This window comes from Clavibacter sp. CT19, from assembly GCF_027858075.1.
Classification (GTDB): domain Bacteria; phylum Actinomycetota; class Actinomycetes; order Actinomycetales; family Microbacteriaceae; genus Clavibacter; species Clavibacter tessellarius_A.
On record NZ_JAQHYR010000011.1, the window covers coordinates 150,715 to 169,672 of the forward strand.

The following is an 18,958-nucleotide window of genomic DNA, read 5'->3' on the forward strand; positions in this document are numbered from 1 at the left end:
GCGTTCGATACGACATCGTCAGCTTCGTGCGAGGACGGTATCGACGTCCATCCCCCGTTCGCCATCTGTTGACGAAGCGGTCATCCCGTCGCATAATCGCGCCCGCGGGCCGGGCACCCGTCGCGCGCGGGATATCCTGTCCTCCATGCCCTCGTCCTCCGCATCCCGCTCCGCACGGGGTGGTGGCACGTCGATCCCGGCTGACGGCGACGAGCTCGCCGGCGTGAGCGCCGCCCACCGGCTCGCCCAGCGTGGCCGGTAGCACGGCGGCGCCGAACGCCGACGGGACTCTCGTCGGCGTCCTCGCGCTGCAGGGGGACGTCCGCGAGCACGTGCGGGTGCTCGAGGGATTCGGTGCGCGCACGCGGCTCGTCCGCCAGCCGAAGGACCTGCCGGGGCTCAACGGCCTGGTCATCCCGGGCGGCGAGTCCACCGTGATGGACAAGCTGTCGCGCCAGTTCGGGATCGCCGAGCCGCTCCGCGGTGCGATCGACGACGGGCTGCCCGTGTACGGGACCTGCGCCGGCCTCATCATGCTGGCCGACGAGATCGTCGACGCGATCCACGACCAGCGGAGCATCGGCGGGCTCGACGTCGCGGTCCGCCGCAACGCCTTCGGATCCCAGACCGCGTCCTTCGAGGTGGACCTCGACGTGCCCGAGCTGGGGGACCCGCCCGTGCACGCCGTCTTCATCCGCGCGCCCGTGGTCGCGTCGGTCGGGCCGGCAGCGTCGGCTCTCGCGTCGCTCGACGACGGCCGCGTGGTCGCCGTCCGCCAGGGCGCGCTCCTCGGCACCTCGTTCCACCCGGAGGTGACGGGCGACCTCCGCTTCCACCGCCTCTTCCTCGACATGGTCGAGGAGTCCGGCCGCACCCTCTGACCCCCGGGGTCGATCGGCGCGGCCGCCCGATGGTCCATCATTGACAGCGAGCAGACGCCGCGTAAGGAGAACCACCCGTGTCCGGACATTCCAAGTGGGCGACCACGAAGCACAAGAAGGCGATCATCGACTCGCGTCGCGCCAAGTCGTTCGCGAAGCTGATCAAGAACATCGAGGTCGCGGCCAAGATCGGCGGCGCCGACATGTCCGGCAACCCGACCCTCGTCGACGCGGTGCAGAAGGCCAAGAAGACCAGCGTCCCGAACGACAACATCGACCGCGCCGTCAAGCGCGGCGCGGGCCTCCTCGGCGAGGTCGTCGACTACCAGACGATCATGTACGAGGGCTACGCGGCCAACGGCGTCGCGATGCTCGTGGAGTGCCTCACGGACAACAAGAACCGCGCGGCCGCCGAGGTCCGCACGGCGATGAGCCGCAACGGCGGCACCATGGCCGATCCGGGCAGCGTCGCCTACAACTTCCACCGCAAGGGCGTCCTCGCCGTTCCCCATGCCGAGGCGCCGACGGAGGACGACGTCCTCACGGCGGTCCTCGACGCGGGCGCGGAGGACGTCACCGACCACGGCGAGGTGTTCGAGATCCGGTGCGAGCCGAGCGACATGGTCGCCGTGCGCCAGGCGCTCCAGGCGGCGGGCATCGAGTACGACTCCGCCGACGTGGAGTTCGTGCCGCAGGTCAAGGTCGAGGTCGACCTCGAGACCGCGCGCAAGGTGAACAAGCTCATCGACGCCATGGAGGACCTGGACGACGTCCAGAACATCTACGTCAACAGCGACGTGCCCGCCGAGGTCCAGGCGGCGCTCGACGACGACGACGAGGAGTAGCCCCTCATCGCCGGGGCGCGGGGGAGCGGCGCGGGCGGCACCGGGCCGTCCGTCCGGATCCTCGGGATCGACCCCGGACTGACCCGCTGCGGCGTCGGGGTGGTCGACGTGTTCGCGGACCGCTCGGCGCGCATCGTCGACGTGCAGGTCGTGCGGACGAGCCCCACGGACGAGCTGCACCACCGGCTGCTCGCGGTGGGCGACGGCATCGACGAGCTCGTGGCGCGGCACGGCCCGGCGGTCGTCGCCATCGAGCGCGTCTTCGCGCAGGACAACCTCTCCACGGTGATGGGCGTCGCGCAGATCACGGGCGTGGCCCTCGCCGGCGCCGCGCGGCGCGGGCTCGACGTCGCGATGCACACGCCGAGCGAGGTGAAGGCGGCCGTCACGGGCTACGGGCAGGCCGACAAGAAGCAGGTCGCGACGATGGTCGCGCGGATCCTCGGCCTCGACGAGCTGCCGACCCCGGCCGACGCCTCGGACGCCCTCGCCCTCGCCATCTGCGCCGGCTGGCGGGCGGGGCTGTCCCGCGCGGGGATCACCGGGACGCCCGCGCCGGTCTCGCGCGCCGCCGCGTCGGCGGCGCCCGGTGCCGCCGGACCGACCGCGGCCCAGGCGGCGTGGCTCGCCGCCGAGCGTGCGCAGCGGGGTCGGCGCTAGCTCGTAGGGTTGTGGGCGTGATCTCCTCCCTCCGCGGCACCGTGCTGTCCGTCTCCGGTCAGACCCTCCTGCTGGAGGTCCACGGCGTCGGCTACGGGATCTCCGTCACCCCGCGGCACGCGCTCGAGCTGCGGCACGGATCCGAGGCCACCGTCCTCACGTCCCTGGTCGTCCGCGAGGACTCCCTCACCCTCTTCGGCTTCCCCGGGCCGGACGAGCTGCGCGCCTTCGAGCTGCTCTGCGGCGTCACCGGCGTCGGCCCGAAGTCCGCCCTCGCGGTGCTGGAGCACCTCGACCCCGAGGCCATGGCGCAGGCGATCGCCGTCGAGGACGACGCCGTGTTCCGCCGCGTCTCCGGCATCGGCCCCAAGACGGCGAAGCTCATCGTCCTGCAGCTGGCGGGGAAGCTCGTCGTCACGCAGCCGCGGTCGCGCTCGGCGGCATCCGCCCCGTCGTCCGTCACCGCGGACGTCCTCACCGCGCTCGTGGGCCTCGGCTGGTCGGAGCGCGTCGCCCGCACGGCGGTCGACGACGCGGTGGCCGCCGCCGAGGAGCAGGGCGCGCCGGCCGACATGGCGCGCCTCCTCCGCGTCGCCCTCGGGATGCTCGGCCCGCAGCAGGCGCCCGGCACCGCCGCGGCCGGCGCGGCGGCCGACCGGTGAGCGCCCCCGAGCAGGGCGACGTGTCGAGCCCCGTCCCCGAGTCGGAGGCCGAGCTCGCCTTCGAGGGCGCGCTGCGACCACGGTCCCTGTCGGAGTTCGTCGGGCAGGTCAAGGTGCGTGGGCAGCTGGAGCTGCTGCTGACGGCGGCCGCGATGCAGAACCGCTCGCCCGACCACATCCTCCTGGCCGGCCCGCCCGGGCTCGGCAAGACGACGCTCGCGATGATCGTCGCGGAGGAGAGCCGCCGGCCGCTCCGCCTCACGAGCGGCCCCGCGATCCAGCACGCGGGCGACCTCGCGGCGGTGCTGTCCGCGCTCGTGCCGGGCGAGATCCTGTTCGTCGACGAGATCCACCGGATGGCGCGCTCCGCCGAGGAGATGCTCTACCTCGCGATGGAGGACTTCCGCATCGACATCATGGTGGGCAAGGGCGCCGGCGCCACCTCCATCCCGCTGGAGCTCGCGCCCTTCACGCTCGTGGGCGCCACCACTCGCTCCGGCATGCTGCCGAGCCCGCTACGCGACCGCTTCGGCTTCACCGCGCACCTCGAGTTCTACGAGACGCACGAGCTCGAGCAGGTCATCGAGCGCGCGGCCGGGATGCTGCACCTCGAGATCGAGCACGAGGCCGTCGCGGAGATCGCGGGACGCTGCCGTGGGACGCCCCGCATCGCCAACCGCCTCCTCCGCCGGGTGCGCGACTACGCGCTCGTCCACGGCACGGAGGCGGACGTGACGTCCGTCCGCGCCGCCCTCGACCTCTACGACGTGGACCCGCTCGGCCTCGACCGGCTCGACCGCGCGGTGATGCGCGGCATCCTCACGCGCTTCGACGGCGGACCCGTCGGGCTCAACACCCTGGCCGTCTCGGTGGGGGAGGAGGCCGAGACCATCGAGTCGGTCGTCGAGCCGTTCCTCGTGCGCATCGGGCTGGTCACCCGCACCCCGCGCGGTCGCGTGGCGACCCCCGCCGCCTGGCGGCACTTCGGGCTCGAGGGACCGATGGCCCAGGTCCGGCCGGGCGCCCCCGGACCGGGGGCGGCGTCTCCCGGGGCCGAGGAGCCGCTCTTCGGCGATGGCCTATGATTCAAGCTGGCCTCCCGCGGAACGTCGCCGGTTCGTCGCGTCCGTACACCCCCAGCTCCTGAAAGGCCCGTCCCGCATGGACCCGTTCACCCTGATCATGTTCGCCGTCCTGGCGCTGCTCATCTTCTTCATGTTCCGCAACAGCCGGAAGCGCCAGAAGGACCTGGCCGCGCTGCAGACGCAGATGGTGCCCGGCGCCGAGGTCATGACCGCATCCGGCATCTACGGGACGCTCGTCTCCTTCGACGACGAGAACAACCTCGCCTACCTCGAGGTCTCGCCCGGCACCGTCCTCAAGCTGCACCGCCAGACCATCGCCCGGGTCGTCGAGCCCACCGTGGCCGTGGCGGACGACGCGAGCGAGCTCGTGGACGACGCCCCCGCGACCGACGTCGTCGACGAGACCGGCAGCACGGACGCCGGTCGTCGCCTCGACGACGGCGACGCGCCCACCGCGCGCTCCTGATCCACCGGGCGGGCGGCTGAGCCGTCCGCCGCACCCGGGCGGGATCGCGCCCGGGCCAGCTCCCCCACCCATCCGGGACCGCGTCGCAGCGGCGGGCGTCCCGCGGAGAAAGTCGAGTGTCCAGGTGGCCAAGTCGCCCACACCGGTACGCAAGGCCCGGCGCAAGCTCGTCTGGCTGCTCGTCATCATCGGCCTCCTCGCCGGCGGCAACGCGGCGAGCATCGCCTTCAGCAACGGGTCCTGGACCCCGAAGCTGGCGCTCGACCTCGAGGGCGGCACGCAGATCATCCTCGCGCCGCAGCTCGACGGCTCGTCGTCCGGGCCCACGAGCGAGCAGCTCGCCCAGGCGGTGTCGATCATCCGCCAGCGCGTCGACGCGAGCGGCGTCTCCGAGGCGGAGATCACCACGCAGGGCGGCAGCAACATCGTGGTGAGCCTGCCGGGCGAGCCCGACGCCGCGACGATGCAGCGCCTGCAGTCGTCCGCGAAGCTCGAGCTGCGGCCCGTGCTCGTCGGCGCCCCCGGCACCGCCACGCCCACGCCGACGCCGACGCCCACGGACGGATCCGCGCCCGCCGACGGGTCGACCCCCGCGGCCGAGACGCCGGCCGCCGAGGCCACGCCCGACCCCGCCACGCTCTCCGACGAGCCCGCGACGCAGCCGACCGGCCCCAGCGATGTCGCCTGGATCACCCCGAGGCTGCAGGCGCAGTTCGCCGCCTACGACTGCGCCACCGCGCCGGAGAACGACGGCCAGGCCGCACCCGCCGACCGCGCGATCATCGCCTGCGCCGACGACAAGGCGGCCAAGTACGTGCTCGGCCCGGTCGAGGTCGACGGCAGCACGATCTCCGACGCCACGAGCGGGCTGACGCAGTCCAGCCAGGGCGTCAGCACCGGCACGTGGGCCGTCAACCTCGTCTTCGACGGAGACGGCACGAAGCAGTTCGGCGACATGTCGACCCGCCTCATCACGCTCGAGTCCCCGCGCAACCAGTTCGCCTTCGTCCTCGACAACGAGGTCATCTCCGCACCGGTCACGCAGGGCGTCGTCACCAACGGCAAGCCCTCCATCACGGGCAACTTCACGCAGGAGAGCGCCAAGGCGCTGGCCGACCAGCTCAAGTTCGGCGCCCTGCCCCTGAGCTTCACCCTGCAGAGCTCGGACGTCATCTCGGCGACGCTCGGGTCCTCCCAGCTCACCAGCGGCCTGATCGCGGGACTCATCGGCCTCGTGCTCGTGGTGCTCTACTCGCTCGTGCAGTACCGGGCGCTCGGCATGGTGACGGTGGCGTCGCTGGCCATCGCCGCCGTCATCACGTACCTGCTCATCACGCTCCTCAGCTGGCGGGAGGGGTACCGGCTGTCGCTCGCCGGGGTGGCGGGGCTCATCGTCGCCATCGGCATCACGGCGGACTCGTTCATCGTGTACTTCGAGCGCATCAAGGACGAGCTCCGGGACGGCCGCGGCCTCGTCTCGTCGGTCGAGCAGGGGTGGAAGCGCGCGCTGCGCACGATCATCGCCTCCGACACGGTCAACTTCCTCGCCGCCGCGGTGCTCTTCATCCTCGCCGTCGGCAACGTGAAGGGCTTCGCGCTCACGCTCGGGCTCACGACGATCATCGACCTCATCGTCGTGTCGCTCTTCACCCACCCGATCCTGCAGCTGCTCGCCGAGCGCCGCTTCTTCGCCGAGGGCCACCGCCTCAGCGGGCTCGACCCGCGGGCGCTCGGCGCGGTCTACCGCGGCCGCGCCACCTTCCGCACCCCGACCGTCTCGACCGGCCGAGGCACCGCCGCGGCCAAGGAGGCGGCGCGCCGGCAGACCATCGCCGAGCGCAAGGCCGCCCAGGGCGCGGGAACCGGCACCACCTCGACCGCGACGATCGACGCGCCGCGATCCGACGACACGAGCAGGGACGACTGATGGCTGGCTTCTCCGAGTTCGGCAACGACCTCTACACGGGCAAGCGCTCGTTCGACATCGTCGGGCGCCGCAAGCTCTGGTACGGCATCGCCGCCGTGTGCATCCTCATCTCGATCCTCGGGCCGCTGGTCCGGGGCGGATTCACCTTCGGCATCGAGTTCACGGGCGGATCCGAGTTCACGGTGAGCGGGGCGTCCTCGCAGTCGCAGGACATCGCGAGCGACGCGGTGGCCACCGTGACCCCCGTGCCGGCGCGCGTCTCCAGCGTCGGCTCCGACGGGGTGCGCGTGCAGACCGACCAGCTCGAGGCCACCGACAGCACCGCCGTCCGCCAGGCCCTCGCCACGGCGTACGGCGTCGAGCCGGCGAGCGTCACGGAGTCGTTCATCGGCCCCTCCTGGGGCCAGGACATCACGCGCCAGGCGCTCTGGGGGCTCGTGGTGTTCCTCGCGCTGGCCGCCCTCGTCATGTCGGTGTACTTCCGCACCTGGAAGATGTCCGTCGCCGCCATCGTGGCACTGCTCCACGACCTGGTGCTCACCGCCGGCATCTACGGGATCACCGGGTTCGAGGTCACGCCGGCAGCGGTGATCGGCTTCCTCACGATCCTCGGCTACTCGCTGTACGACACGGTCGTGGTCTTCGACAAGATCCGCGAGAACACCGCGGAGGACGGCCAGGAGTCGCGGCGCACGTTCGGTCAGTCCGTCAACCTCGCCGTCAACCAGACGCTCGTGCGCTCGATCAACACCTCGATCGTCGCGATCCTCCCGGTCGGCTCGATCCTCTTCATCGGCGCCGTGGTGCTCGGAGCGGGCACCCTGCGAGACATCGCCCTGTCGCTCTTCATCGGCATCATCGTGGGCACCTACTCCACGATCTTCCTCGCCGCCCCGCTGTACGCGCACCTCCGGGAGAACGAGCCGAAGGTGAAGAAGGGCGACGCCCGCGCGGCCGCGGCCGCCAGCCGGGCCCAGGCCGAGCGCGCCGCGGCTACGGTGGAGGCATGAGCAGCGCACACGGAGCGGGCGTCCCCGAGGACATCGACGCCGCCACGGCCAAGGCCCGCACGGCGACGGGGGAGTCCTGGCTCCTCGACGTGCGCGAGGCAGACGAGTGGGCCGCGGGCCATTCCGCGGTCGCCCATCACATCCCCCTGGGCGAGCTCCAGGACCGCGCCGACGAGCTGCCGTCCGACGAGCACATCGTCGTGGTCTGCCGCTCCGGCCACCGGTCGTCGCTCGCCACGCAGGCCCTCCTCCGCGGGGGCTTCGCGGCCTCCAACATCACCGGCGGCATGCAGGCCTGGGCGGAGATGGGCGGCGACGTCGTCACGGACGACGGGTCCGCGGGCCGCGTCGCCTGATCCGCGCCCGTCCCGCCGGAGCAGTGGTCGGGAGCGCTGTGCTGCGGTGATAATTTGGTCACCAGCAGACGGCTGGGAGGCTGGACGATGACGGAGACGACCTCGAGCACGGCTTCCCTCCGGCGCCTCGTGCCCCGCCTCTTCTCCCGGGCGCAGCCGGCCGGCGCCGTGGAGCAGCTCATCCGCACCGCCAGGCTGCACCACCCCAAGGCAGACATGGGCCTCATCGAGCGGGCGTACTCGGTCGCCGAGAACGCGCACGAGGGTCAGAAGCGCAAGAGCGGCGAGCCGTACATCACCCACCCCGTGGCCGTGGCGCAGATCCTCGCCGACCTCGGGATCGGACCGAAGACCCTCGCGGCCGCATTGCTGCACGACACGGTGGAGGACACCGAGTACACGCTCGACATGCTCCGGCACGACTTCGGCGACGAGATCGCGATGCTGGTCGACGGCGTCACCAAGCTCGACAAGCTCAAGTACGGCGACAGCGCGCAGGCCGAGACCGTGCGCAAGATGGTCGTCGCCATGTCGAAGGACATCCGCGTGCTCGTGGTCAAGCTCGCCGATCGCCTGCACAACGCCCGCACGTGGGGCTTCGTCGAGTCGGCCTCCGCCGAGCGGAAGGCCAAGGAGACGCTCGAGATCTACGCGCCGCTCGCGCACCGCCTCGGCATCCAGACCATCAAGTGGGAGCTCGAGGACCTCTCGTTCGCGGTGCTCTACCCGAAGATCTACGTCGAGATCGAGAACCTCGTCAAGCAGCGCACGCCGCAGCGCGAGGAGTTCGTGCAGCAGGTGATCGACAGCGTCAACGACGACCTGCGGTCCGCGCGCATCCGGGGCAAGGTCGCCGGCCGCCCGAAGCAGTACTACTCGATCTACCAGAAGATGGTCGTGCGCGGTCGCGAGTTCGACGAGATCTACGACCTCGTCGGCATCCGCGTGCTCGTCGACTCGCTGCGCGACTGCTACGCGGTGCTGGGTGCCATCCACGCGCGCTGGACGCCGGTGCCCGGGCGGTTCAAGGACTACATCGCCACCCCCAAGTTCAACCTCTACCAGTCGCTCCACACGACGGTGATCGGCCCGAAGGGGCGACCCGTCGAGATCCAGATCCGCACGCACGAGATGCACCAGCGCGCCGAGTTCGGCGTGGCCGCGCACTGGAAGTACAAGGAGCGCATGAACGGCGGCCGCACGACGGAGGTGTCGCCGCAGGGGGACACCGACCTCGCCTGGCTCGCCCACATCTCCGACTGGCAGTCCGAGACCGCCGACCCCGGCGAGTTCCTCGACAGCCTGCGCTTCGAGATCGGGGCGAAGGAGGTCTACGTCTTCACGCCGCACGGCAAGGTGATCGGCCTCCCGGCCGGCGGCACGCCCGTGGACTTCGCCTACGCGGTGCACACGGACGTCGGCCACCGCACCATGGGGGCGAAGGTCAACGGGCGGCTCGTGCCCCTCGAGAACCCGCTCACCACGGGCGACGTCGTGGAGGTCTTCACGTCGAAGAACCCGGACAGCGGCCCGAGCAAGGACTGGCTCGCGTTCGTCAAGAGCGCCCGCGCCCGCAACAAGATCAAGCAGTGGTTCACCAAGGAGCGCCGCGAGGAGGCCATCGAGCAGGGCAAGGACGCCATCGCCCGGGCCATGCGGAAGCAGAACCTCCCGCTCCAGAAGCTCATGAACCAGGACGCGTTCTCCGACGTGGCCCAGAGCATGAAGTTCGACGACGTCGCGGCGCTCTACGCGGCCGTAGGCGAGGGCCACGTCTCCACCCAGTCGGTGATCGAGAAGGTGCTCGCGTCCATCCAGGGCGACAGCGGCGGGGAGGCGGAGGAGGTCTTCGCCGTCACGCAGCGCTCCCGGGTGTCGCGCAACAGCGACTCGGGCGTGCTGGTCCGCGGCGCCCCCGACATCCTCGTCAAGCTCGCCAAGTGCTGCACGCCCGTCCCGGGGGACGAGATCATCGGCTTCGTGACCCGGGGTGCCGGCGTCTCGGTGCACCAGGCGTCCTGTCACAACGTCGGCTCGCTGCGCTCCGAGCCCGAGCGCATGATCGAGGTGGAGTGGGCGCCCTCGTCCAAGAGCCTGTTCCTCGTGCACATCCAGGTGGAGGCGCTCGACCGCTCGGGTCTGCTCAGCGACGTGACGCGCGTGCTGTCGGAGCACCACGTGAACATCCTGTCCGCGTCCGTGTCCACCTCCTCGAACCGGCTGGCCATCAGCCGCTTCGTGTTTGAGATGGGCGACGTCACCCACCTCGACCGGGTGCTCAACGCCGTACGGCGGATCGACGCCGTGTACGACGTGTACCGGGTCAACGGGGGCTGATCGGAGCGGCGCCGCCGGCGCCCTCGTGCTCTGCGGCGTCGTCCGCGAGACCGGCGAGGGCCGAGAGGCGCGCGAGCGCGCGGCGCTTGTCGGGCAGCGCCCCGGAGGCCTCGAGGTGCGCGCGGGCAGCGGGCACCGTGACGTCGGGGAGGGCGAGCAGCCCGAGGCACGCGCTCTCGTGCCGCGGCGTGAAGTCGGCGACCGTGCGGGCGATGTCGCACAGCGTGCGCACGGGCGTGGTGACGCGCAGGCCCGCCATGACGACGGTGTCGCGCTCGTCGAGCACGACCTCGCGGATGCGGACGTTCCGCAGCTCCGGTGGATGGCACCGCGCGACGGCGTCGACGCAGTACTCGTGCGTGCGCGGGGGCTGGCGCGTGGCGCCGTGGACCCACGCCGCGGTCAGGCGCTCGGCGATGAGGCGGCTCGGCACCTGGGCGGCCAGCGCCGCCGCGCGGAGCCAGGGGGACGCGAGCTCGTCCACGGGGGAGTAGCAGGCGTCGACCTCGTAGACCTCGCCGTCGAGGCGCGCGGAGCAGAGCTCGGCGAGGGGCAGGTCGAGGACGGACAGGACGGGAGCGAGGCGCGGGGTCATGCGGCGCACCATGGCAGGTGCCGGCCGCGCACGGACCACGGGCCGGGATCCTGTGGAGGATCCCGGCCCGTCGTCGCCGTGCGGAGGAGGAGGGCTAGGACCCCAGCGCGTCCAGCCAGACCCGGCGGGCGGCGAGCGCCTCCTCGGCCTCGGCGATGCGGCGGGCGTCGCCCTCGGCCTTGGCAGCGTCGAGCTCGCGCTGGAGCTTGTCGATCGCGGCGCCGAGCTGCGACGCGAGGCCCTCGGAGCGCGCCTTGGTCTCCGGGTTGTTCTTGCGCCAGAACTCCTCGTCGAGAGTGCGGACGTGCGTCTCGACCTTGCGGAGCCGGTCCTCGACGGTCTTGACGCTGTCGCGCGGCACGCGGCCGACGGCATCCCATCGCAGCTGGACGGCCGTGAGCTTGTCGCGCGCGGCGGTGCGCTCGGTGATCTGGAGGATGGGCTCGGCCTCGTCGAGCAGGGCGAGCTTCGCCTGCAGGTTCGCCTGCTGCTCCTCGTCGTCCGCCGCGTCGACCTCGGCCTTGGCGCCGTAGAGGACGTCGCCCGCGGCCTTGAACTGCGCCCACAGCGCGTCGTCGTAGCGCTTGCCGGCGCGGCCGGCGAGCTTCCACTCGTCGAGGAGGCGACGGTACGCCGGGATGCCGCCGACGCCCTGCGACTCGAGGGCGCGCGCCTGCTCGACGATGGCCTGCTTCTTGGAGCGGGCGTCCTTGTGCGCGTTGTCGAGCTCGGCGAAGAACGCCTTGCGCTCGGTGTCGATCGTGGAGCGCGCGGTGCGGAACCTCTTCCACAGCTCGTTGGCCTCGTTCTTGGGGAGGCGCGGCCCCGTCTGCTGGTGCTGCTGCCAACGGGCGAACAGCGCGTCGACCTCGGCCGTGAGCTGCTTCCACTGCACCTTCGAGAAGTCCTGCTGCGCGAGGCGCTCGGTCTCCTCGACGATGGCGGTGCGCTCGGCGACGGCGCCCTGGACGACCTGGCGCTGCTCTTCGCCCTGCTTCTCCGTGAGCTCGCCGACCGTGGCGGCGAGCACGTCGAGCCGGACCCGCAGGGCCTGCAGGTCGCCGACGGCGTTCGCGCCGTCGACCGCCTCGATGAGGTGCGCGACGGCCTTCGACACGTCCGCCGCGGGGGCGCCGCGCTTGGCGCGCTGCTCCAGGAGCGTGACCTGACCCGCGAGGTCGGTGAACTTGCGCTGGAAGTACGCCAGCGCCTCCTCGGGGGTCCCGTCGGGGTACTGGCCGACGACGCGCTCGCCGTCGCCCTCGCGGAGGAAGACGGTGCCCGTCTCGTCGACGCGGCCCCAGGGGGTCTGATCGTTGTCTGCCACGGATTCCACCTTGTTCGTAGGACCGGCCGGACCGGTGCGGAGACGTGCACGTCAGCCTAGAGCACGGGCATCGCGCAGGTTCGCCGCGTGCGTCGGCGGGCTGACCTGTCGATCATGCCCCAGCGCGGGTCGCGCCTGCGCGGGAGGACGCCGATCGGCCCGGGCTCGCAGGCGCTCGTGAGGACCGTGCGGTCGGGCCGGCTGCTCAGGGTGCCGGGGTGGCGTCCGGCGCCGGGGTGGCGTCCGGCGTGGCGGGCGCGGGGTCGCCGGGAGAGGCGGGGGTGGAGGACGGCGCGGGAGCCGGGGCTCCGGGGCCGGCCTCGTACGCGAGCTGCGCGCCGACCGCGAGCGCGGCGACGAGGATCACGCCGACGACCGCGACCAGGTCGTCGCGGCGGCGGCGGCGGACGCCGCTCGCGTGCAGCTCCTGACGGGCCTCGTAGCGGCGGAGCCGGGCCTGCGCCTCACGGGCTGCGCGGTCGTTCCTGGGGGCCACGGCGTCCTCCGGTCGGTGCCGCCCGAGTCGGCGGTACGGGAACACTAGCCGGTCCCGCCTACCATCGAGGTCATGACCGACACGCGAACGGGCCTCCGCTCGGGGGCCACGCCCCTGGCCGTCCGGATGCGTCCGCGGAGCCTCGACGAGGTCACCGGCCAGCGTCACCTGCTGACGCCCGGATCGCCGCTCGTGAGCCTCGCCTCGGACGTCGCGGGGGAGCAGGGCTCCGTCTCGATCATCCTGTGGGGCCCGCCCGGCACGGGCAAGACGACGCTCGCGCAGGCCATCGCGCACGGGTCGAGCCGCCGCTTCGTCGAGCTGTCCGCGGTGACGGCCGGGGTCCGCGACGTGCGTCAGGTGATGGAGAAGGCGCTCAGCGACCGCGACCTCTTCGGCGTCTCCACGGTGCTGTTCCTCGACGAGATCCACCGCTTCACCAAGGCGCAGCAGGACGCGCTGCTGCCCGGCGTGGAGAACGGCTGGGTGATCCTCATCGCGGCGACCACGGAGAACCCGTCCTTCTCCGTCATCTCGCCGCTGCTCTCGCGCAGCCTCCTCCTCACCCTCGAGCAGCTCGACGACGACGACCTCGGCGTGCTCGTGGACCGCGCCGTCGCGGACGCCCGGGGACTGGGCGGCCGGTTCGCGCTCGAGGACGACGCCCGGTCGATGATCATCCGGCTCGCCTCCGGGGACGCCCGGCGCGCGCTGACGGCGCTCGAGGCGGCCGCGGTGTCGGCCCAGGCGGACGCGTCGGGCAAGGCGCGCGCGGCGGCGGAGGACGACGAGGACGAAGACGAGGACGACGAGGCAGCCGCGCCCGCGCCCGCCGAGGACCCCGCGCCCATCCCCATCTCCACCGAGCAGGTCGCCCTCGCCGTCGACCGGGCGCTCCTCCGCTACGACCGCAACGGCGACGAGCACTACGACGTCATCAGCGCCTTCATCAAGTCGATCCGCGGCTCCGACGTGGACGCCGCGCTGCACTACCTGGCCCGCATGATCGAGGCGGGGGAGGACCCGCGCTTCATCGCCCGGCGGATCATCGTCTCGGCCTCCGAGGACATCGGGCTCGCCGACCCGCAGGCGCTCGTCGTCGCGGTCGCCGCCGCCGACGCGGTGCAGCTCATCGGCATGCCAGAGGGGCGGATCCCGCTGGCCCAGGCCGTCGTGCACCTCGCGACCGCGCCCAAGTCGAACGCGTCCTACCTCGGCATCGACCAGGCCATCGCCGACGTGCGGGCCGGCGCGTTCGGCCGCGTGCCGCTGCACCTGCGCGACGCGCACTACCCGGGCGCGAAGCGCCTCGGCCACGGCAAGGGCTACCGCTACCCGCACGACGCGGACATCGGCGTCGTCACCCAGCAGCACCTCCCCGACGAGCTCGTGGGCCGCACCTACTACTCGCCCACGCAGCACGGGCACGAGCGCGACCTCGCGGCGCGCCTGGAGAAGCTGCGGCGCATCGTCCGCGGCGGGTGACGCCGGCGCGGCGCACCCCCGGGAGCGCGCGGATGCCGTGCTAAGCTCGCTGTCGCCTAGATGGGGTGTCGCGTGCGGCTGCGTCGACATCCAGATCCAAGGGACACGTCCTGTAGCCGGACGACCCGTGGCGAATCCCTCTACTTCCGCAGGACCCGCATCAGCGGGATCGATCGTCGCGCGCCCATGCGTGTGCGCGGACGCCCTGCACCACCCGTCGTCAGAGACTTTCTCCCTGGAAGGAAAACGTGTCCACCAAGTCACGCACCCGCAGCAAGACCCGCCTCTCCCGCGCGCTGGGCATCCCGCTCACGCCGAAGGCGGCCAAGTACCTCGAGAAGCGCCCCTACGCGCCGGGCGAGCACGGCCGGTCCAAGCGCAAGCAGGACAGCGACTACGCCGTCCGCCTCCGCGAGAAGCAGCGTCTGCGCGCCCAGTACGGCATCCGCGAGGCCCAGCTCAAGATCGCCTTCCAGGAGGCGCGTCGCACCCAGGGCCTGACCGGTGAGAACCTCGTCGAGATCCTCGAGCAGCGCCTCGACGCGCTCGTCGTCCGCTCCGGCCTCGCGCGCACCACGGCGCAGGCCCGCCAGCTCGTCGTGCACCGCCACATCATGGTCGACGGCAAGATCGTCGACCGCCCCTCCTTCCGCGTGAAGGCCGGCCAGATGATCCACGTCAAGCCGCGCTCCGAGGGCACCGAGCCCTTCCAGGTCGCTGCCGCCGGCGGTCACGCCGACGTGCTGCCGAAGCTCCCCTCGTACCTCGAGGTCGAGCTCGACAAGCTGCAGGCCCGCCTCGTGCGCCTGCCGAAGCGCGCCGAGGTCCCCGTGACCTGCGAGGTCCAGCTGGTCGTCGAGTACTACGCGGCCCGCTAGCCACCCGCACCACCGTCCGCGAGGCGGGTCGCCCTCCGGGGCGGCCCGCCTCGCGGCGTATCCGGGCCACGGGCGCCGGCGACCGCGCGCCCGCCCGCCCGCCCGCGGGACGCCGAGACCGGGCCGGTAGGATCGCCCTCGGCCCCGTGGCCGCGCACCCGGCACGACGTCTCCCGGAAGGGGAACCCCATGAAGAACCTCGTCCTCATCGCCGTAGGGGTCGCCATCGGCTTCGCCGCCGCCCACGTGGTCGACCGCACGCCCGCCGGGCACCGCCTGTTCCAGGGCGTCGACGCCCGGGCCCGCCGCTTCGGCGAGGCCGTCGAGCACGGGTACCGCCGCCGCGAGGCCGAGCTCCGCGCCGCCGTCGGCGAGGCCGAGGACACCATCACCGAGCTGGGAAAGCAGTAGACCGCATGCAGACCGCAGACATCCGCAACGCCTGGCTGACGTACTTCGGCGACCGGGGGCACACCGTCGTGCCGTCGGCGTCGCTCGTGAGCGACGACCCGACGCTCCTGTTCACGGTGGCCGGCATGGTCCCGTTCGTGCCGTACCTCACGGGCGTCGTGCCCGCGCCGTTCCCGCGCGCCACGAGCGTGCAGAAGTGCATCCGCACGCTCGACATCGAGGAGGTCGGCCGCACGCCCCGCCACGGCACCTTCTTCCAGATGAACGGCAACTTCTCCTTCGGCGACTACTTCAAGGAGCAGGCCATCGCGTACGCGTGGGAGCTGCTCACCACGAGCGAGGCCGACGGCGGCCTCGGCTTCTCGCCCGACGACCTGTGGGTCACCGTCTACCACGAGGACGACGAGGCCCGGCAGGCGTGGAAGCGCATCGCGGGGCTCCCGGACGAGCGGATCCAGGGCCTCGGCCGCGACACGAACTACTGGCACACCGGGCAGCCCGGCCCCGCGGGCCCCTGCTCCGAGATCTTCTTCGACCGCGGCCCGGCCTACGGCGCCGACGGCGGCCCGGCGACGGACGACGACCGCTACGTGGAGATCTGGAACCTCGTCTTCATGCAGTACCTGCGCGGGGCGGGCACCGGCAAGAGCGACTTCGAGATCCTCGGCGACCTGCCGAAGCGGAACATCGACACCGGCATGGGGCTCGAGCGCGTCGCGTTCCTCAAGCAGGGCGTCGAGAACATGTACGAGATCGACCAGGTGCGCCCGGTCCTCGACCGCGCGTCCGAGCTCTCGGGCCGGCGCTACGGCGCCGACCACGAGGACGACGTGCGCATGCGCATCGTCGCCGACCACGTGCGCTCGTCGCTCATGCTCATGTCGGACGGCGTCCGGCCGTCCAACGAGGGACGCGGCTACATCCTGCGCCGCCTCATGCGCCGCACGGTGCGCGCCATGCGCCTCATGGGCGTCGACGCCGCCACCTTCGGCGAGCTGTTCCCCGCGTCGCGCGACGCGATGAAGGCGGCGTACCCCGAGGTGTCCGACGACTTCGACCGCATCTCCCGCCTCGCGTACGCGGAGGAGGAGACCTTCCTCCGCACGCTCGCCGGCGGGACGACGATCCTCGACGTGGCCGTGGGCGAGACCAAGGCGAAGGGCGGCGAGCGGATCGCGGGCGACACCGCCTTCCTCCTGCACGACACGTTCGGCTTCCCCATCGACCTCACGCTCGAGATGGCGGAGGAGAACGGCCTCACGGTCGACCGCGAGGCGTTCGACCGGCTGATGCTGGAGCAGCGCACGCGCGCCAAGGCGGATGCCAAGAGCAAGAAGACCGCGCTCGCCGACCTCACCGTCTACAGCGAGTTCCGCGCAGCCGGCGAGACGCGCTTCACGGGCTACGACGAGCTCGAGACCGGGACGACCATCCTCGGCCTCATCGTGGGCGGACACAGCGTCGACCACGCGGTCGCGGGCGACATCGCGGAGGTCATCCTCCCGGAGACGAGCCTCTACGCCGAGTCCGGCGGCCAGGAGGCCGACGCGGGCAGCATCGTCGGGAACGGCTTCGACCTCGAGGTGCTCGACGTGCAGAAGCCCGTCAAGGGCCTCGTCAGCCACCGCGTGCAGGTGCGCTCGGGCGAGGTGGGCGTCGGCGATGCCGCCACCACCGTCGTCGACGCCGACTGGCGCCGCGGCGCGACCCAGGCGCACTCGGGCACGCACCTCGTGCACGCGGCGCTCCGCCAGGTGCTCGGCCAGGACGCGCACCAGTCCGGCTCCTACAACCGCGCCGGCTACATGCGGCTCGACTTCGCGTGGAACCAGGCGCTGAGCCCCGAGACGCGCAGCGAGATCGAGGACATCGCGAACGGCGCCGTGCGCGACGACCTGCAGGTCGTCACGCGCGTGATGCCGCTCGACGAGGCCAAGCAGCTCGGCGCCATGGCGCTGTTCGGCGAGAAGTACGGCGACACCGTGCGCGTCGTCGACATCGGCGGCCCGTGGTCGCGCGAGCTGTGCGCCGGCACGCACGTGTCCTCCAGCGCGCAGATCGGGCTCATCAACGTGGTGGGGGAGTCGTCCGTCGGATCCACGAACCGCCGCATCGAGTCGCTCGTGGGTCGCGAGGCGTTCCAGGACCTCGCCGTCGAGCGCGCCATCGTGTCGCAGCTCACCTCGAGCCTCAAGACGCCGCGGGAGCAGCTGCCCGACCGCATCGCCGACCTCCTGCAGAACCTCAAGACCGCGGAGCGGCGCATCGCCGACTTCGAGGCGCAGGCGCTGCAGCAGCGCGTGCCGGCCCTCCTCCAGCAGGGTGCGCGCGTGGGCGCCGTCACGCTGATCCAGGACTCGCTCGGCAGCGTGCGCTCGGCGGACGAGGTGCGCCAGCTCGTGACGCTCGTGCGCGAGCGCGCGGGATCCGAGCCCGTGGTCATCGCCCTCGCGGGCGACGCGGGCGGCAAGCCGACCGTCATCGTCGCCACGAACCAGGCCGCGCGCGACGCCGGCGCCAAGGCGGGGCAGCTCGCCCGCGCCGCGGCGGCCGTGCTCGGCGGCGGCGGAGGCGGCAAGGACGACCTCGCGCAGGGCGGCGGCCAGGACGTCTCGGCCATCTCCGACGCGCTCGCGGCCGTCCGCCAGGCGCTCGCATCCTGATGCGCCTGGGCGCCCGGATCGCGGTCGACGTGGGGAAGGCCCGCATCGGCCTCGCCCGGTCGGATCCGCACGGGCTGATCGCCACGCCCGTCGAGACCGTGCCGCGCGACGCGGCCGGCTCGGCGGACGTGCGCCGCATCCTGGAGGTGGCCGCGGAGGCGGACTGCGTCGAGCTCGTCGTCGGCCTGCCGCTCGCCCTCTCCGGCCGGGCGACGGCCTCCACCGACGACGCCGAGGGCTTCGCGCGGCGGCTCGCCGACGCCACGGAGATCCCCGTCCGGCTGGTCGACGAGCGGCTCTCGACGGTCTCCGCGCAGAGCGCCCTGCGCTCCTCCGGCAGAGGCTCCCGTAAGCAGCGGCCCGTGATCGACCAGGTGGCGGCCGTTATAATCCTTCAACATGCGCTCGAGAGCGAGCGCGCCGCCGGCTCCCCACCCGGCGATCTCGTCCCGAGGAACCGAGTCGATCCTGACCGACACGCCTGAGCACGACCCCGCCCGACGCGCCACGACGGCCTCGGGCGGAGGAGCCGACCCCTTCGAGAGCCTCTTCGGCGACGTGGGGGACGTGGTCGAGGCGACTCCGGGCTCCGCGTCCGCCGTCCCGGCCTCCCCTCCCGCCGGCGGATCGACGGCCTCCTCCGCGGACGCCGACACCCCGGCCCCGCGGGGCGCCGGGCCCGGCATCGGCACCGGCGCCCCCATGACCCGCCGCGAGCTCCGCGCGCTGCGCGAGGCCGCGGAGGCGCGCTCGGAGGCCGCGGCGGCATCCGGGCCCGCCCCGTCCACGTCGGCCGGGTCGCCCGCCCCGCGACCGGTCGGCGGGTGTGCCGCTGCGCGCGCCCGTCGCGGGCATCGCCATGGGCCTCGTCTCC

Annotated in this window: 18 protein-coding genes; 15 read left to right on the forward strand and 3 right to left on the reverse strand. The window is 72.6% G+C overall.

Going from position 1 to position 18,958, the window contains the following annotated elements:
- The first annotated feature begins 251 nt into the window (after window positions 1–251).
- The 10 genes from pdxT (at window position 252) to PED38_RS14130 (ending at window position 10,229) form a co-directional block, all read left to right on the forward strand.
- A complete protein-coding gene (gene pdxT, locus PED38_RS14085) occupies window positions 252–881 on the forward strand; it encodes a pyridoxal 5'-phosphate synthase glutaminase subunit PdxT (protein WP_063071170.1) in 630 nt (209 codons plus the stop codon).
- Window positions 882–958: 77 nt separating this feature from the next.
- A complete protein-coding gene (locus PED38_RS14090) occupies window positions 959–1,726 on the forward strand; it encodes a YebC/PmpR family DNA-binding transcriptional regulator (RefSeq protein WP_063071171.1) in 768 nt (255 codons plus the stop codon).
- Window positions 1,727–1,732: 6 nt separating this feature from the next.
- Entirely contained in the window at window positions 1,733–2,386 is a 654-nt protein-coding gene (ruvC, locus tag PED38_RS14095) for a crossover junction endodeoxyribonuclease RuvC (RefSeq protein WP_270981764.1), read from the forward strand.
- Between the two features lie 17 nt (window positions 2,387–2,403).
- Window positions 2,404–3,048 (forward strand): Holliday junction branch migration protein RuvA, encoded by a 645-nt coding sequence (gene ruvA, locus PED38_RS14100; protein WP_063071190.1) that lies wholly within the window; start codon window positions 2,404–2,406, stop codon window positions 3,046–3,048.
- The gene (gene ruvB, locus PED38_RS14105; protein WP_081234913.1) at window positions 3,045–4,133 is read left to right on the forward strand and encodes a Holliday junction branch migration DNA helicase RuvB; all 1,089 of its coding nucleotides are present in this window, start codon (window positions 3,045–3,047) and stop codon (window positions 4,131–4,133) included. The genes ruvA and ruvB overlap by 4 nt, the downstream gene beginning before the upstream one ends.
- Window positions 4,134–4,209: 76 nt before the next feature.
- The gene (gene yajC / locus PED38_RS14110) at window positions 4,210–4,599 is read left to right on the forward strand and encodes a preprotein translocase subunit YajC (RefSeq protein ID WP_107490167.1); all 390 of its coding nucleotides are present in this window, start codon (window positions 4,210–4,212) and stop codon (window positions 4,597–4,599) included.
- A gap of 124 nt (window positions 4,600–4,723) precedes the next feature.
- On the forward strand, window positions 4,724–6,526 hold the full coding sequence (gene secD / locus PED38_RS14115; protein ID WP_270981759.1) for a protein translocase subunit SecD: 1,803 nt from the start codon (window positions 4,724–4,726) through the stop codon (window positions 6,524–6,526).
- The gene (gene secF, locus PED38_RS14120) at window positions 6,526–7,536 is read left to right on the forward strand and encodes a protein translocase subunit SecF (protein ID WP_063071175.1); all 1,011 of its coding nucleotides are present in this window, start codon (window positions 6,526–6,528) and stop codon (window positions 7,534–7,536) included. The genes secD and secF overlap by 1 nt, the downstream gene beginning before the upstream one ends.
- Window positions 7,533–7,892, forward strand: a complete 360-nt coding sequence (locus PED38_RS14125) for a rhodanese-like domain-containing protein (protein WP_063071176.1) — start codon at window positions 7,533–7,535, stop codon at window positions 7,890–7,892. The genes secF and PED38_RS14125 overlap by 4 nt, the downstream gene beginning before the upstream one ends.
- An 87-nt stretch (window positions 7,893–7,979) precedes the next feature.
- Entirely contained in the window at window positions 7,980–10,229 is a 2,250-nt protein-coding gene (locus PED38_RS14130; RefSeq protein WP_063071177.1) for a RelA/SpoT family protein, read from the forward strand.
- On the opposite strand, the gene PED38_RS14135 is transcribed toward PED38_RS14130, so the two are convergent.
- From PED38_RS14135 to PED38_RS14145, 3 genes are all read right to left on the reverse strand, one after another.
- Window positions 10,216–10,824, reverse strand: a complete 609-nt coding sequence (locus PED38_RS14135; RefSeq protein ID WP_254654491.1) for a type IV toxin-antitoxin system AbiEi family antitoxin — start codon at window positions 10,822–10,824, stop codon at window positions 10,216–10,218. The genes PED38_RS14130 and PED38_RS14135 overlap by 14 nt on opposite strands.
- A 94-nt stretch (window positions 10,825–10,918) precedes the next feature.
- Window positions 10,919–12,151 carry a DUF349 domain-containing protein gene (locus tag PED38_RS14140; protein ID WP_270981760.1) on the reverse strand — a complete coding sequence of 411 codons (1,233 nt, stop codon included), beginning with the start codon at window positions 12,149–12,151 and terminating at the stop codon, window positions 10,919–10,921.
- 205 nt (window positions 12,152–12,356) lie between these two features.
- Entirely contained in the window at window positions 12,357–12,647 is a 291-nt protein-coding gene (locus PED38_RS14145) for a hypothetical protein (protein WP_063071178.1), read from the reverse strand.
- A 72-nt stretch (window positions 12,648–12,719) separates the two neighbouring features.
- On the opposite strand from PED38_RS14145, the gene PED38_RS14150 reads away from it, so the two are divergent.
- The 5 genes from PED38_RS14150 (at window position 12,720) to ruvX (ending at window position 18,569) form a co-directional block, all read left to right on the forward strand.
- Window positions 12,720–14,132, forward strand: coding sequence for a replication-associated recombination protein A (locus tag PED38_RS14150; protein ID WP_270981761.1), 1,413 nt, complete (start codon window positions 12,720–12,722; stop codon window positions 14,130–14,132).
- Between the two features lie 248 nt (window positions 14,133–14,380).
- Window positions 14,381–15,010, forward strand: a complete 630-nt coding sequence (rpsD, locus tag PED38_RS14155; protein ID WP_012038492.1) for a 30S ribosomal protein S4 — start codon at window positions 14,381–14,383, stop codon at window positions 15,008–15,010.
- A 189-nt stretch (window positions 15,011–15,199) separates the two neighbouring features.
- Window positions 15,200–15,421 (forward strand): hypothetical protein, encoded by a 222-nt coding sequence (locus tag PED38_RS14160; RefSeq protein WP_063071179.1) that lies wholly within the window; start codon window positions 15,200–15,202, stop codon window positions 15,419–15,421.
- A 5-nt stretch (window positions 15,422–15,426) separates the two neighbouring features.
- Window positions 15,427–18,084, forward strand: a complete 2,658-nt coding sequence (gene alaS / locus PED38_RS14165) for an alanine--tRNA ligase (RefSeq protein ID WP_270981762.1) — start codon at window positions 15,427–15,429, stop codon at window positions 18,082–18,084.
- Entirely contained in the window at window positions 18,084–18,569 is a 486-nt protein-coding gene (ruvX, locus tag PED38_RS14170) for a Holliday junction resolvase RuvX (protein ID WP_063071181.1), read from the forward strand. The genes alaS and ruvX overlap by 1 nt, the downstream gene beginning before the upstream one ends.
- Window positions 18,570–18,958: the final 389 nt, after the last annotated feature.